13 protein-coding genes, 2 tRNA genes and 1 rRNA gene are annotated in these 14,011 nt (G+C 52.4%); 7 read left to right on the top strand and 9 right to left on the bottom strand.

The features are described 5' to 3' along the window. Together rrf and L2097_RS14680 are read left to right on the top strand one after the other, a co-directional pair. Positions 1-105: ribosomal RNA gene (gene rrf / locus L2097_RS14685) — 5S ribosomal RNA — on the top strand; the annotation flags it as partial. A 55-nt stretch (positions 106-160) separates the two neighbouring features. Then, a tRNA-Asp gene (locus L2097_RS14680) sits at positions 161-237 on the top strand. Between the two features lie 99 nt (positions 238-336). Here the strand turns inward: L2097_RS14680 and fabF are convergent. The 5 genes from fabF to yafC all read right to left on the bottom strand — a co-directional run bounded on the left by fabF (position 337) and on the right by yafC (position 5,812). Continuing rightward, positions 337-1,620 carry a beta-ketoacyl-ACP synthase II gene (fabF, locus tag L2097_RS14675; RefSeq protein ID WP_250353107.1) on the bottom strand — a complete coding sequence of 428 codons (1,284 nt, stop codon included), beginning with the start codon at positions 1,618-1,620 and terminating at the stop codon, positions 337-339. A gap of 23 nt (positions 1,621-1,643) precedes the next feature. Continuing rightward, complete coding sequence (locus L2097_RS14670) at positions 1,644-3,203, bottom strand: DHA2 family efflux MFS transporter permease subunit (protein ID WP_250353106.1); 1,560 nt, start codon at positions 3,201-3,203, stop codon at positions 1,644-1,646. After that, positions 3,200-4,243 (bottom strand): HlyD family secretion protein, encoded by a 1,044-nt coding sequence (locus L2097_RS14665; RefSeq protein WP_250353105.1) that lies wholly within the window; start codon positions 4,241-4,243, stop codon positions 3,200-3,202. The genes L2097_RS14670 and L2097_RS14665 overlap by 4 nt, the downstream gene beginning before the upstream one ends. Continuing rightward, complete coding sequence (locus tag L2097_RS14660; protein ID WP_047371742.1) at positions 4,227-4,784, bottom strand: winged helix-turn-helix transcriptional regulator; 558 nt, start codon at positions 4,782-4,784, stop codon at positions 4,227-4,229. The genes L2097_RS14665 and L2097_RS14660 overlap by 17 nt, the downstream gene beginning before the upstream one ends. Positions 4,785-4,927: 143 nt before the next feature. Then, entirely contained in the window at positions 4,928-5,812 is an 885-nt protein-coding gene (gene yafC, locus L2097_RS14655) for a DNA-binding transcriptional regulator YafC (RefSeq protein WP_250353104.1), read from the bottom strand. Positions 5,813-6,044: 232 nt separating this feature from the next. Here yafC and L2097_RS14650 point away from each other — a divergent pair, with 232 nt between their 5' ends. Both L2097_RS14650 and L2097_RS14645 read left to right on the top strand, forming a co-directional pair. Further along, positions 6,045-6,845: an endonuclease/exonuclease/phosphatase family protein gene (locus L2097_RS14650; protein ID WP_071845926.1), complete on the top strand. Its 801-nt coding sequence runs from the start codon at positions 6,045-6,047 to the stop codon at positions 6,843-6,845. Between the two features lie 78 nt (positions 6,846-6,923). After that, entirely contained in the window at positions 6,924-7,694 is a 771-nt protein-coding gene (locus L2097_RS14645; protein WP_085007470.1) for a class I SAM-dependent methyltransferase, read from the top strand. Positions 7,695-7,741: 47 nt separating this feature from the next. Here L2097_RS14645 and mltD read toward each other — a convergent pair whose 3' ends face one another. Both mltD and gloB read right to left on the bottom strand, forming a co-directional pair. Further along, a complete protein-coding gene (gene mltD / locus L2097_RS14640) occupies positions 7,742-9,109 on the bottom strand; it encodes a murein transglycosylase D (RefSeq protein WP_085007471.1) in 1,368 nt (455 codons plus the stop codon). A 71-nt stretch (positions 9,110-9,180) separates the two neighbouring features. Then, positions 9,181-9,936, bottom strand: a complete 756-nt coding sequence (gene gloB, locus L2097_RS14635; RefSeq protein ID WP_250353103.1) for a hydroxyacylglutathione hydrolase — start codon at positions 9,934-9,936, stop codon at positions 9,181-9,183. A 32-nt stretch (positions 9,937-9,968) separates the two neighbouring features. Between gloB and L2097_RS14630 the strand changes: the two genes are divergently transcribed. After that, on the top strand, positions 9,969-10,685 hold the full coding sequence (locus L2097_RS14630) for a class I SAM-dependent methyltransferase (protein WP_047371737.1): 717 nt from the start codon (positions 9,969-9,971) through the stop codon (positions 10,683-10,685). On the opposite strand, the gene rnhA is transcribed toward L2097_RS14630, so the two are convergent. Beyond that, the gene (rnhA, locus tag L2097_RS14625; protein WP_047371736.1) at positions 10,676-11,146 is read right to left on the bottom strand and encodes a ribonuclease HI; all 471 of its coding nucleotides are present in this window, start codon (positions 11,144-11,146) and stop codon (positions 10,676-10,678) included. The two genes, L2097_RS14630 and rnhA, sit on opposite strands and share 10 nt — an antisense overlap. 65 nt (positions 11,147-11,211) lie before the next feature. On the opposite strand from rnhA, the gene dnaQ reads away from it, so the two are divergent. Continuing rightward, positions 11,212-11,943: a DNA polymerase III subunit epsilon gene (gene dnaQ / locus L2097_RS14620; RefSeq protein WP_047371735.1), complete on the top strand. Its 732-nt coding sequence runs from the start codon at positions 11,212-11,214 to the stop codon at positions 11,941-11,943. 132 nt (positions 11,944-12,075) lie between these two features. Beyond that, positions 12,076-12,152, top strand: a tRNA-Asp gene (locus L2097_RS14615). Between the two features lie 301 nt (positions 12,153-12,453). On the opposite strand, the gene L2097_RS14610 is transcribed toward L2097_RS14615, so the two are convergent. Next, on the bottom strand, positions 12,454-13,926 hold the full coding sequence (locus tag L2097_RS14610) for an NCS1 family nucleobase:cation symporter-1 (RefSeq protein WP_047371720.1): 1,473 nt from the start codon (positions 13,924-13,926) through the stop codon (positions 12,454-12,456). Between the last annotated feature and the right edge of the window lie 85 nt (positions 13,927-14,011).

Here is a 14,011-nt window from a genome sequence, read left to right as displayed (position 1 = left end):
TAGCGCGGTGGTCCCACCTGACCCCATGCCGAACTCAGAAGTGAAACGCCGTAGCGCCGATGGTAGTGTGGGGTCTCCCCATGTGAGAGTAGGGAACTGCCAGGCATCAAATTAAGCAGTAAGCCGGTGCATTAATCCGGTGATGAAAGAAGTATTCGGTGGAGCGGTAGTTCAGTCGGTTAGAATACCTGCCTGTCACGCAGGGGGTCGCGGGTTCGAGTCCCGTCCGTTCCGCCACTTATTAAGAGCCGCATCTCAAATGAGATGCGGTTTTTTTTCGTCTTCTGTTTATCGGGAAAGCTGGCGAAAAAGGGCGCAAGGCCCTTAATTTCATTATTACTGTGAGTCGCCCCAGCGTTTTAACAGTAGACTGGCATTCACACCACCAAAACCAAACCCGTTTGAAAGCGCATATTCCATTGTTAGCGGCTGTGCAGTTAGCGGTACAAGGCGCATGCCCGCTGCAGACCTATCCGGATTATGCAGGTTCAGGGTAGGTGGTACGATTTGATCACGCAACGCCTGGATGGTGAAGATCGCTTCAATCCCGCCTGCTGCTCCCAGTAAATGTCCGGTGGCAGATTTTGTTGATGTGATGGCAACCGGATGTTCAGCAAATAGCCCACGTATTGCCGCCAGTTCGCCTTTATCTCCTACCTGAGTTGATGTTGCATGCGCGTTAATATGTTGCACCTGATCCGGCGAGATAGCCGCCTGCTGTAATGCGGCCTCCATTGCACGTCGTGCGCCATTACCATCTTCCGGTCCGGCTGTAAGGTGGTAGGCGTCTGCACTGGTACCATAGCCTACCAGTTCCGCCAGCGGCGTCGCTCCACGAGCCTGCGCATGTTCGAGCGATTCAATCACCAGAAGACCAGCACCTTCTCCCATCACGAAACCGTCCCTGTCCTGATCAAATGGTCGCGATGCTTCGGCTGGATTATCATTAAATCCACTCGAAAGCGCTCTGGCTGCGGCAAAACCAGCCAGACTAACGCGATGGATTGCAGCTTCACTGCCTCCACAGAGTGCAATGTCTGCTTCACCGGCGCGGATTAGCCTTGCCGCATCCCCGATAGCCTGTGCTCCGGCAGCACAGGCGGTCACCGGCGCACCAATGGGGCCGCGAAAACCATGCGCGATAGATACATGGCCTGCCGCAAGGTTTGCCAGGAAAGAAGGGATAGTGAAAGGCGATAATTTGCGTGGGCCACGGTGTTCGGTTGTCTGTACTGCCTCGGCAATTTGAGTAAAGCCACCAATGCCTGTCGCAATAATGGTCGCGGTACGATCTTTTAACGCCTGTAGTTGCGGGAACCAGTTTGCCTGATGAAGAGCTTCCTGCGCTGCCACCAGCGCAAATTCGATAAAGCGATCCATCTTCTTGCGCTCTTTTGCCGGAATGACGGATAGTGGATCAAAACCGTGCCGGGGATCTTTTTCAATTCCAGGAACCTGCCCTGCCACTTTACAGGCGATATCCTCGATAATCGATGCAGGAAGTGATCGAATCCCCGATTTTCCTGCCAGTAGCGATTGCCAGACGTGTTGGACGCCGCACCCCAGCGGGCTGACTATCCCCATCCCTGTCACGACAATACGTCTTTGTAGACTGCTCATAGAACTCTCCAGATGGTGTCATGCTATGCCTGTGGTTTCTTCATAAAAGGAACCAGCGCGGCAGCAATTAAGAATCCGATCATGATCAAATAGAACGCGTCGGCGAATGCCTGCGTCCGTGCTTCTCGTAGTGCTAATGCGGCCAGATTTTTCAGGGTGGCCGCCTGAGCCGAACCGGCATCCATCCCCTGATTCATTAACGCTGCAGCACGCGTCTGTACAAAATCACCCAGGTTGAGGTTTGTCCCGTTGAGATGATCAGCAAGACGGCTGTAATGAATGTTTGTGCGATCGTTGATAACGGTACCGCACAGCGCGATACCAATGGCACCACCCAGGTTACGCATCAGATTGAATAACCCGGAGGCCAGCTTGAGACGGGCAGGAGGCAGACTACCAAGCGTAAGCGTCACCGTTGGGGCGACGGCAAATTGCTGCGCTAACCCGCGAAAGGCCTGAGGCAACAACAGTTCTTTCGCTCCCCAGTCATGCGTGAGCGGAATAAAGCTGTACATCGAGAAGGCGAATCCCAGCAACCCGGCCATAAGCAGCCAGCGCAAGTCCACTTTATTAGCAAGCCAGGAGTAAAACGGGATCGAAATCACCTGAAACAAGCCGGTGGAGAAGATAGCCAGGCCGATATCCAGCGCGCTAAAACCGCGAACCATACCCAAAAAGAGTGGCGTCAGATAAATAGTAGAGAAGATCCCGACCCCGGCCATAAAGGAAAAGTAACAGCCCAGGGTGAATGTACGATCGGAAAGCGCCCGCAGGTCCATGACCGGCTGGGAATGACGTAGCGTTCGTACGACAAACATCACGCCGCACAGTAGCGCCAGCCAGCCCGTTGTGGCGAGCGTACTGTCATCAAACCAGCCCCAGCGCGGTCCTTCCTCCAGGGTATATTCCAGGCAGCCGAGCGATACCGCTAAAAGCACAATGCTGAGGTAGTCCGCGCCGCGCAATAACCCTGGGCTGGGCGCATCGATATTAACCAGCACAGGTACCGTTACCGCAATATAAATGCCTGGCAAAATATTGATAAAAAACAACCAGTGCCAGCTAAAATTTTCGGTGATCCATCCCCCTACCGTCGGGCCCAGGGTGGGAGCCAGCGAAGCAAGACCACCGATCGTGGCAGCGGCGATAACGCGCTGTTTGCCCTGAAAAAACGCAAACGCAGTCGTGAATACCAGCGGGATCATTGAGCCTCCGGCCAGTCCCTGCAACGCACGAAAAGCAATCATGCTCTGGATATTCCACGCCCATCCACACAGCAGGCTCATCAGCGTAAAACCCGCAGCTGACGCAGCAAAAAGCCAGCGGGTCGACATCACCCTTGCAAGCCATCCCGATAGCGGAATAATAATGATCTCCGCAATCAGGTAGCTGGTTTGTACCCAGACTGTTTCATCATCGCCGGCAGAAAGGCCACCGCCAATATCACGCAGAGATGCCGAGACGATCTGAATATCCAGCAGCGCAATGAACATTCCCAGGCACATTGTGGCAAAAGCAAAAAGCTTTTGGTTCATCGGCAGCGTAGTGCCCTGCAACTGCGCTGGTGCTGTGGCGGTACTCATTGGCGACTCTTTTCATCCACGGTAACCGCCACCGACAAACCTGGACGTAAAAGCCCTAATTGGGACGCTTCGCCATCAAGAGCGATGCGAACCGGGATGCGCTGAACGATTTTGGTGAAATTACCGGTCGCGTTTTCGGCGGGAAGAAGACTAAAGCGTGAACCGGTTGCCGGGGAGATGCTCATCACATGCCCGGTAAAAGTGCGTCCTGGCATGACATCCGCCACTACTATCGCCGCTTGTCCGGGACGCATATTTGCCAGCTGGTTTTCTTTGAAGTTGGCGTCGACCCACAAATCGTGGCTGGGTACCAGAGAAAGCAACTGTGTACCGCTGCTAACGAATGAACCAGACCATGCGCGTCGATTACCAACAACGCCATCAAAAGGGGCGCGAATCTCTGTATAGCTAAGATTGAGATGGGCCATATCCAGTCCCGCCTGTGCCTGAGTAAGGGCCGCACGAATTTGTTGTTCCCGTGCATCCAGTACCAGCAACTGGCGTTCGGCAACCGCTTTATCCGCCCGGGCTTTACCTTCTTCTGCTTTGGCGCGGTGGTAATCTGCCTCAGCATTTTCGCGCACCTGTGCCGAGATAGCGACCGTCTGTGCCAGCGCGTTATAGCGGCGACTGTCGCCTGCCGTTTTCAGCGTGGTGGCCTGCGCGGCTCCGAGGCTGGCCGCAGAGCCTTCGATGGTCGCCAGTTGTAATTGCCGGGTGGCAATAAGGTCAGCCATCGCCGCTTGTTGAGCGGCAACTTCACCTTCCGCTTTTGCCAGCGCCGCCTGATAGTCCCTTGCATCAAGGCGAACAAGCAGCTCACCTTTCTTCACTGGCATGTTGTCTTTTATGGCAATCTCCTGGACATAACCCGAGACTTTCGCCGAAATGGCGCTGATATCACCGCCAACATAGGCATCGTCTGTCGATTGCAAAAAACGCGCGCTGGTATACCACCAGGCGCCATAGCCTACGGCGCCTAATACAGCGATACCGGATAACGATAAGGTAAGAGCGCGTTTTTTACTCTTGAGATTCATGATGCTGATCCAGATGTAATTGCGGCACGAATTTTTGCGTGTTGTCTCCTGCACGCTTACGTTGCAGGTAATCATGGCGATAACGAATCATGGGGGAGGCGGCAGGGCCGGGAACCAAAGCGTATTTCTCGGGCGTAAGTGGATGACCGGTTTCGGCATCGACCATCATGGCGTGGACCAGACGCTGAGTCTCTTTCTCGACCAACTGAATCTGACGACCTTCCGTTGCAAAATGGCGATTACCCCATTCGGCAAGCGCGATGATCACCGGGCGAAAATCACGCCCACGCTCGGTTAAATGGTACTCATAGCGGGGGGGCGTACTGCTGTAACAGATTTTTTCCAGTAAACCGTCATCCACCAGCTCTTTCAGGCGTCGTGACAGAATATTGGGCGCCACGTTTGCGCTTTTTTGAAATTCATCGAAACGGGTAAAGCCTGCGAAAGCATCACGCAGGATTATTATGCTCCAGCTGTCACCAATACGACCGAGACTCCTGGCGATGGGGCAAGGGGCTTCACAGAGCGGTTGGTTTTTCATTTTTCTCTCCAGAATTTATCTGGAAGCACATTCTCACAGTGACTATCAAAATGCAAGTTACTATGATTGAGAGGATTGACTCTGCGTGGAGCGGAACGACGGCAAAACGGTTGAGAGTTCGTGCGAGGCGTGGCGGAGAAGTATCAGGCGAGATATTCGCTGACGAAATCGATAAATGCCCGTATGCGCGTACTGACAGCTCTATCGCTGTAATAAACTGCGCTGAATGGCGTCTCAACCGGTAAACGCTTGCTCGCCAGGACCTCCAAGAGTTCGCCGCTTTCCAGTTCTTTTGCGATCATAAAATCAGACAGGCTGGCGATACCGTTACCGCTCAGGCAGAGATGTTTAAGCGTCTCGCCGCTGTTAGAAGAAATATCGCAATCGATTTCATAGAGTTGGCCATCCTGGGCGGCTACGGGCCAGGTATTCAGCGAGGCCGGTTCGGTAAATCCGAGACAGGTATGTTTTTTGAGATCTTCTGCTGTTTCGGGTATACCGTAGCGGGCGAGATAATCCGGTGAGGCAATCAATTTACGGTAGCTGGTAAAAATGGGCCGGGCCCGCAAGCTGGAGTCGGTCAGTTTACCCACGCGGATCGCAACATCGACTTTTCGTTCAATTAAATTGATAAAGGTTTCACTGGAAACCAGCGACAATGTAATTTCCGGATAGCGTTCGCGAAAGGGCTTAATCATCGGCATCACAAAATGCAGCATCACAGGTGTTGCGGCATCAATACGTAAAACGCCGCGGGGTGTCAGTTTGGCCTCCATTACCTCGGTCTCTGCTGCGGCCATCTCCTGCAGTACCCCCTGAATGCGACGAAAATAGCGCTCGCCTTCTTCCGTAAGACTCAACTGACGAGTTGTGCGATTAAGCAGGTTAACCCCCAGTTTGCTCTCCAGTTTTTTTACCGCCCGGCTGATGGCTGAATTCGCCTGGCCCAGGCGCTCTGCGGCACGGCTAAAGCTGCCGCTTTCTACGACGGCGACAAATATCATCATTTCTTCTGAGGTGGCTTTCATTCTTGCGCCTGTAGCAATAGTTGGTATCGATTATGAGCGTTTGGCTATTTAATCATCCCGCCCGCTTCCCTGCCATACTCTCTTTACTCATTATGGTTATTGAGCGCTTACTAACTTTTACTTGCGGCTTTTCTGCCCATTGCCGTTGAAACTCTGCGCTAAAATCCCTATAACTGAATGACCCCCTTTTTTGTTGTGCCGGGGTTTAAAACGAAGAGGTCTAAAACCGAAAGTGCCCAAAAATACCTATGCCATGCGATATGTTGCCGGACAGCCTGCGGAGCGCATTATGCCGCCGGGGTCCTTCGCAAGTATTGGCAAGGCATTGCCAGCGGGTGTTCCCCTGAGCAGTGATGATAAAATCCGGGTTCTGGTATGGAACATCTTTAAACAGCAGCGCGCCGAGTGGCTTTCCGTTTTGCAGAGTTTTGGTAAAGACGCGCATTTGGTTTTATTGCAGGAAGCGCAAACCACGCCTGAACTGGTGAGGTTTGCGACCACTAATTATCTCGCCGCCGACCAGGTTCCCGCATTCGTTTTGCCTCAACATCCCTCCGGTGTGATGACGCTCTCTTCTGCGCATCCGGTCTATTGTTGCCCGTTGCGTGAACGGGAGCCGATCCTGCGTCTTGCCAAATCAGCGCTGGTGACGGTCTATCCATTGCCGGACATGCGAAATCTGATGGTGGTGAATGTGCATGCGGTGAATTTCAGCCTTGGCGTCGATGTTTACAGCAAGCAATTGCTACCAATTGGCGATCAAATCCTGCGCCACAGCGGGCCGGTTATCATGGCCGGTGATTTCAACGCCTGGAGTCGTCCACGTATGAATGCGCTTTATCGCTTCTCGCGTGAGATGTCGCTGCGTCAGGTACGCTTTACGGATGACAATCGCCGCCGGGCATTTGGTCGTCCTCTGGATTTCGTCTTCTATCGTGGTCTGAACGTGCAGGAAGCCTCTGTGCTGGTTACGCGCGCGTCCGATCACAACCCGCTACTAGTAGAATTCAGTCCCGGCAAACCTGATCAATAATGGTTATGTCAGGTCTGCCGTGGGGCAGGCCTGATCCGAGGTGCTGCCCTTTATTTCAACTCAACTAAGGACAACACAATGACCACAGGTTCCCATCATGACAACGTTGAAAAGCAGTTTGGTGCACAAGCCAGCGCCTATTTAACCAGCGCAGTACACGCTTCTGGCCGCGATTTGCAACGGCTGGCGGAACGGCTTAGCGCATTTCCAGAAGCTCATGTGCTGGATTTAGGCTGTGGAGCAGGGCATGCAAGCTTTGTGGCTGCAGGGCAGGTTGCGCAAGTCACGGCATATGACCTTTCCAGTCAGATGCTGGACGTGGTGACCAAAGCAGCAAAAGAACGCGGCCTGGACAATGTGACGACACGTCAGGGGTATGCTGAGATTTTGCCTTTTGATGACAGCGCGTTTGATGTGGTGATCAGCCGTTACTCTGCTCACCACTGGCATGATGTTGGGCAGGCGCTGCGCGAAGTGACGCGAGTGCTTAAGCCTGGTGGAACAGTCATCATTATGGACGTGATGTCTCCGGGCCACCCGGTGCGGGATATCTGGCTGCAGACGGTCGAGGCATTACGCGATACGTCACACGTACGCAATTATTCCAGCGGTGAGTGGCTCACGTTGTTTAATGACGCAGGCCTGACGACGCGTAATCTCATCACCGATCGTTTGCCCTTAGAATTCAGCTCATGGATTGCCCGTATGCGTACGCCGCAGGCGCTGAGCGACGCCATCAGGCTGTATCAGCAAAGTGCGTCACAGCAGGTGAAGCACTACTTCGAATTGACTGAAGATGGCTCGTTTACCAGCGATACCATCATGGCCGAAGCGCAGAAAAACGCATAACAAAAAAGGCACCGGGGGAAACGGTGCCTTTTTTATATTTCTTGCTGTCAGGAGTCAGGCGACGTGCTGTTTTTCACAAACAACGTTAGCTGATCGCCAGGCTTCAGATTGTCGGTATCACTGTTCCAGCGCATGACGTCACGTATATTTACGCCGTGGCGTTTAGCGATGCTGGAGAGCGAATCGCCTTTGCGTACGCGATAGGTGATGCTATCGCTATTATTCGCGAGACGCGACGCACTACTGCCTGCTCCAACCGTCAGGTTCTGACCCACTTTCAGGTTCGCTCCGCGCAGGTTATTCCACTGCTGGAGATCTTTTGTCGTCACGCCAAGACGCGACGCAATGCCCGAAATAGTATCACCTGAGCGCACTTTGTAGCTGCGACTGGCAAGCGGCGTATTCTCCGCAACCAGCGTTGGCTGAACGGCGGCGATTTCACCTGATGCCAGAGACTCACGCAGTTGATCCGCATGTTTCTGAGGAACCATGACATATTGCGGCCCGCTTTCACCTAAGGTTGATCCTTTAACGCCTGCGTTGAAGGTCTTAAGTTTGCTAACCGAAATACCCGCCATATCCGCCAGTTGATCCAGCTCCACCGGATTACTCAACCTGACACGCGCCAGTGCACGGCTTTCGTCTGAGGTAGGCAGACTCACACCGTACCGCTTGCTGTTTTTGAGTATGTCACTCAACGCCAGCATTTTTGGCACGTATATTTTGGTTTCCTGTGGCAGTGAAAGTGACCAGAAGTCCGTGGGTTTCCCCCGCGCCTTATTCACTTTCATTGCCTTCAGTACTCGCCCTTCACCGCTGTTATAGGCGGCAACGGTTAATAACCAGTCACCGTCAAACATACGGTTCAAACGCTGCATCATGTCGAGGGCAGCCGTTGTGGATGCCACCACATCACGACGCGCATCGTAGCTGCGAGTCTGTTTTAAACCATAGTTACGACCCGTGCTCGGAATGATCTGCCAAATGCCTGCGGCATTGCGACCAGACGTTGCATGTGGGTCAAAAGCGCTCTCCACTATGGGTAGTAGTACCAGTTCCATGGGCATGTTACGTTTTTTAACTTGCCCTGCTATCCAGTACATATACGGCTCTGCCCGTAAAGTTACATCGTGGAGATAGCTCTTATTGCTTAAATACTTTAGTTTCTGTTCGCGAATCCGGGTATTTTCCGGAATTCCCATCTTTAGCTCGTCGCTTATGGAAGCCCACAAGTCTTGCTCCTGCCCGGCGAATGTTCCATCGTCCATCCACCGCGCCTGACTTGTAAACTTCCCTGCTTCCCCTTGACCAGCTGCAGAAAGGCTCTGTGCGTGCTGTTGTACGGTACCATCGTGCTTAGACGACTGGCACCCCACAAGCAGGACAGAGGCGAATAATATCGCTTTTGCCTTCATGTGTGTGTCAATAGTTGCTTAAAAGACGAGCGATCATAACGGCGAAGTTTTAAAAAGGCAACCCGCAATTGTCAGAAGTTATCTTTCTTTGACCTTAACCAGGCAAAACGCGCGCTAGCTTGTTGCAACGTTGTTTCTTTATTTATTACCTCAATTAAATCAGTATCTTGCGTGCGTAAAAAAACATTAATCCGACGCTCAATTTTCAGAGTTGTGGGGAGTGTTTTTTGATTCTTTGCACGTAACTCATTAACTTTTCGATAATATTCGTTAAGGTCAGGATCTTCAGGTAACAGGCTAAGAGCAAACTTAATATTTCCTGAAGTATACTCATGTGCGCAACAAATGAGCGTATCGTCGGGAAGCGCATTAATCTTACAAAAAGAGGCAAACATCTGATCTGCTGTGCCTTCGAAGAGTCTTCCGCATCCGCCAGAGAACATCGTATCGCCACAAAAAAGATAAGGTTCGCTAAAGTAACAGATATGTCCTAAAGTGTGACCTGGCGTGTGAAATACGCTGAATTCTTGCCCGAGGAGCTGTAGTCGATCGCCCTCTCCGACAATTTTTGTCGCCCCCTTATGTTGTGTCTCTGCCGGTCCGTAAACCACAATATTAGGAAATTTCTGACTCAGTTCCTCCACGCCGCCAACATGATCGTTATGATGATGGGTGAGCAGGATCGCAACTGGCTGCCAGTGATTCTCTTCGAGGGCTTTCAGTACGGGGGCAGCCTCTCCGGGATCAACGATCAGGCAGCGACCGTCATCTTCACTTAATACCCAGATGTAATTGTCCTGAAATGCGGGAATACTGGTAAGATTCATAGTTACCTCTCAAAGCGTAATGGAAGGTTGTGATGAAACCGGCAAGGACTCCCCGTAAGTACATAGCACCGACACATTGGGCTGAGTTGCCTAAGGGCGAGTATTACCGTGAAGCACTGGAGAAGGAGCTCAAGCCGTGGTTTGCAAAAATGTATGGATTTCATCTGCTTAAGATTGGCAATCTCAGCGCAGAAATCAATGCCGAAAGTTGCGCTATTTCACATCAGGTTAATGTTTCACTCACCGGCGACCCTGTTCACGTCCGCGCTGACCCATTGCATCTTCCCTTTGCGGCGAAATCCGTCGATGCCTGCCTGCTGGGCCACACGCTACCCTGGTGCCCGGATCCGCATCGTCTGCTGCAGGAAGTCGATCGCGTGCTGATCGATGATGGCTGGCTGGTGATCAGCGGGTTTAATCCAGTCAGCTTGCTGGGAATAGGCAAAGCTATTCCGGTTTTGCGTCGATCGCCTGCAATCAGCAGTCGCATGTTTACCCTGATGCGCCAAATCGACTGGTTATCGCTACTGAATTTTGAAGTGCTTCATTATAGTCGTTTTCGGGTTATTCCCTGGTCGAAGCAGGGAGGGCGACTGTTAAACACCCATCTGCCTGCGCTTGGCTGTATGCAACTGATTGTCGCGCGTAAACGCACGATCCCGTTAACGCTAAATCCGATGAAAATGCGCCGGGCAAAACCCAGCGTACGCCAAACCGTCAGCGCAACCCGCCAGACACGTCAGCCTTGATCGGCCAGATAGCCGATATCCTCCTGCGTTGGCTTCAATGCCGCAGCCCGTGCGAGTTCATCACAGCGTTCGTTTTCCGGGTGCCCGGCGTGGCCTTTTACCCATTCCCAGCGGATTTTATGCTCGCCGAGGGCAGCATCCAGGCGTTGCCACAGATCGACATTTTTCACCGGTTTTTTTTCTGCGGTTTTCCAGCCGCGTTTTTTCCAGTTGTGGATCCACTGGGTGATCCCCTGGCGAACGTACTGGCTGTCCGTGCTAAGAATCACTTCGCAATGTTCTTTGAGGGCTTCCAGCGCGACAATAGCAGCCATCAGCTCCATCCGGTTGTTAGTGGTCAGACGATAACCTTCGCTGAATGATTTTTCGCGGCCACGAAAGCGGAGAATCGCGCCATAGCCACCGGGCCCTGGGTTACCCAGGCAAGAGCCATCGGTGAAAATTTCTACCTGCTTAAGCATCTCTGGTAGACTTCCTGTAATTGAAATCGAACTGTAAAACGATAAGTCTGACATAAATGACCGCTATGAGCACTGCAATTACTCGACAGATCGTCCTCGATACCGAAACCACCGGTATGAACCAGATCGGCGCACACTATGAAGGGCACAAAATCATTGAGATCGGTGCCGTTGAAGTGATTAACCGTCGTCTGACGGGAAATAACTTCCACATTTATCTCAAGCCCGATCGTCTGGTGGATCCAGAAGCCTTTGGCGTTCACGGTATTGCGGATGAATTTTTGCTTGATAAACCTACGTTTGGCGACATCGCCGATGAGTTTATCGAATATGTACGCGGTGCTGAGCTCGTTATTCATAATGCATCGTTCGATATCGGCTTTCTTGACTATGAATTCAGCAAATTAAATCGCGGTATTCCGAAGACTGAGACGTTCTGTAAGGTCACAGACAGTCTGGCGCTGGCGCGACGTATGTTTCCCGGCAAGCGTAATAGCCTTGATGCGCTTTGCTCACGTTATGAAATAGATAACAGCAAACGTACCCTGCACGGGGCGTTACTCGATTCCCAGATTCTGGCTGATGTGTATCTGCTGATGACGGGCGGTCAGACTTCCATGGCTTTTTCAATGGAAGGTGAGGGGCAACAGCAGCAAGGGGAAGCCGGTATTCAGCGCGTTGTCCGTCAGGCAAGTAAGTTACGGGTTGTTTTAGCCAGTGATGAAGAACTGGCGGCGCATGAGTCGCGTCTGGACCTGGTGCAAAAAAAGGGCGGAAGCTGCCTCTGGCGCGCGTAACCCCTTAACTTTTGATGATAAAATGGCACGTTGGGTGATTTTTGCAGCAAACGATACAAATCATCAGAAAAAGCGTTGACGGCTCTAAGCACAATCCGTAATATGCGCCTCGTTCCCCAACGGGAACATCGCGGAGCGGTAGTTCAGTCGGTTAGAATACCTGCCTGTCACGCAGGGGGTCGCGGGTTCGAGTCCCGTCCGTTCCGCCAACATTCAACTCGGGTGTCTGTGACATCTGATAAGTAAGAAAACCGCAGCGTTGAAAAACGGATGCGGTTTTTTTTCGTCTGTTGATATCTGCCTCCCTGAATCTCGTTACGAATTTTATATAACCCACCTGAATAATATCGTTTCCCTTCATACTTTCAGCAGTTGCTCAACCGCTATGCCATTTTAAGCAACTCACGCGAGAGTCACTCAGGGCAGAAGAAGCAGTAAGTGTCGTGTGGTTTGCTTCTAACCCTCTGTCAGCATAAGGCCCGGACCACCCCAGTCCGGGCCTTTTTGCATTTACTCCTTCGCCGTTGCGCGACGTGGAGCAAACCCTTCGCTAACCCCTTCGCGATCGTGACGTGCAATCCAGCGATAACTGCATGCACCCAGAAACACGCCGATAAACCAGCTAAAATTAGCGACTTCGTGCAGTGAGGGAATAAAGCTAATGATCAGGCATACGGCAACCGACGGTACCAGAGCAGCAACGGCTTTCGGATTAATGCCGTTTTTGTACCAGTAACGCCCATTCGGGGAGACAGTAAACAGGTCGTCGACAAATACCTTCCCGCGTTTAATCAGATAGAAGTCAGCCAGCAGGATACCGAACAACGGCCCAATAAAAGAACCCAGCACATCCAGCGTGTAGTGGATGAGTTCCGGAGACTGGAACAGGTTCCACGGCGTCAGCAACACGGAGCCAACTGCGGCGATCATCCCACCCGTACGGAAGCTTATTTTCTGCGGTGAGCAGTTAGAGAAATCGAACGCCGGGGAGACGAAGTTTGCCACGATATTGATGCCGATGGTGGCGATGATCATGGTCAACAGGCCAATCGCCATCGCCAGGCTGTTGCCTACGTGGCTGACGGTCTCGATGGGGTCGGTGATCATTTTGCCGAACAGCGACTGCGTGCCTGAAACGATCACCACGGTAACGATGGAGAACAGCAGGAAGTTAAACGGCAGACCCCAGCGGTTGCCACGACGAATTTCCTGCATGCTCTTGCCGTAGCGCGAAAAGTCGCCAAAGTTGAGCAATGGCCCGGAGAAGTAAGAAACCACCAGCGCAGTTGCGGTGATCATCTGCCAGGTTTGCTCGCCTGCGGTCAGCTCTTTGCTGGCAAGGGTAAAGGAGATACCGCTAAAGCCGGTTTGTGACAGGATCCACACCGCCAGCGCCAGCATCACTACGTAGACTGCCGGGCCAGCGATATCGATAAAGCGTTTAATCGCGCTCATCCCGTGCCAGAACACCAGCGCCTGCAATACCCACATGATACCGAAGCACACCCAACCCAGATGCGACAGACCCAGGAAATGCCCCTCGGTCATCGGCGCCAGAGACGGCCAGAATTTCAGCATCACCAGCATTAACGCATTGGCCGCCAGATAGGTTTGTATACCATACCAGGCAAAAGCGATAAGCCCACGTATGACGGCAGGAATGTTGGCACCGAACACGCCAAATGCCTGGCGACAGATCACCGCATAGGGCACGCCAGCCATTTGGCTTGGTTTGGCGACAAGGTTTGCGCACAACTGCACAATACAGATGCCCAGCAACAGGCACAGTAATACCTGCCAGCTGGCAAGGCCGAGCGCGAAGAAGCTGGCCGCGACCACGTATCCGCCCATGCTGTGCACGTCGGACATCCAGAAAGAGAAGATGTTGTACCACGTCCAGTTCTGGTCGCGCGTTGGGGCCAAATCGTTGTTAGTAAGTCTTGGGCTGTAACTGTCTTTGTAATTTGGTTCAAGGTTTGGCATGGAATCTGCTCCTCTGAATACAGATTGTGACGTTATGTCTGCCATCCTGTATTGCATGAACCAGGCCAGGTTTTAATTTTATGTA

This window comes from Citrobacter sp. MNAZ 1397, from assembly GCF_023613995.1.
Taxonomy (GTDB): domain Bacteria; phylum Pseudomonadota; class Gammaproteobacteria; order Enterobacterales; family Enterobacteriaceae; genus Phytobacter; species Phytobacter ursingii.
The sequence above is the reverse complement of the archived record's forward strand: the minus strand, read 5'-3'. Positions and strand labels throughout refer to the sequence as shown.

Bases quoted from the DNA above. Each gene is read 5' to 3' on its own strand.
- L2097_RS14660 (WP_047371742.1), bottom strand. From the start codon at position 4,784: ATGAAAAACCAACCGCTCTGTGAAGCCCCTTGCCCCATCGCCAGGAGT.
- L2097_RS14630 (WP_047371737.1), top strand. From the start codon at position 9,969: ATGAAACCGGCAAGGACTCCCCGTAAGTACATAGCACCGACACATTGG.
- yafC (WP_250353104.1), bottom strand. From the start codon at position 5,812: ATGAAAGCCACCTCAGAAGAAATGATGATATTTGTCGCCGTCGTAGAA.
- fabF (WP_250353107.1), bottom strand. From the start codon at position 1,620: ATGAGCAGTCTACAAAGACGTATTGTCGTGACAGGGATGGGGATAGTC.
- dnaQ (WP_047371735.1), top strand. From the start codon at position 11,212: ATGAGCACTGCAATTACTCGACAGATCGTCCTCGATACCGAAACCACC.
- gloB (WP_250353103.1), bottom strand. From the start codon at position 9,936: ATGAATCTTACCAGTATTCCCGCATTTCAGGACAATTACATCTGGGTA.
- L2097_RS14610 (WP_047371720.1), bottom strand. From the start codon at position 13,926: ATGCCAAACCTTGAACCAAATTACAAAGACAGTTACAGCCCAAGACTT.
- L2097_RS14645 (WP_085007470.1), top strand. From the start codon at position 6,924: ATGACCACAGGTTCCCATCATGACAACGTTGAAAAGCAGTTTGGTGCA.
- rnhA (WP_047371736.1), bottom strand. From the start codon at position 11,146: ATGCTTAAGCAGGTAGAAATTTTCACCGATGGCTCTTGCCTGGGTAAC.
- L2097_RS14670 (WP_250353106.1), bottom strand. From the start codon at position 3,203: ATGAGTACCGCCACAGCACCAGCGCAGTTGCAGGGCACTACGCTGCCG.
- mltD (WP_085007471.1), bottom strand. From the start codon at position 9,109: ATGAAGGCAAAAGCGATATTATTCGCCTCTGTCCTGCTTGTGGGGTGC.
- L2097_RS14665 (WP_250353105.1), bottom strand. From the start codon at position 4,243: ATGAATCTCAAGAGTAAAAAACGCGCTCTTACCTTATCGTTATCCGGT.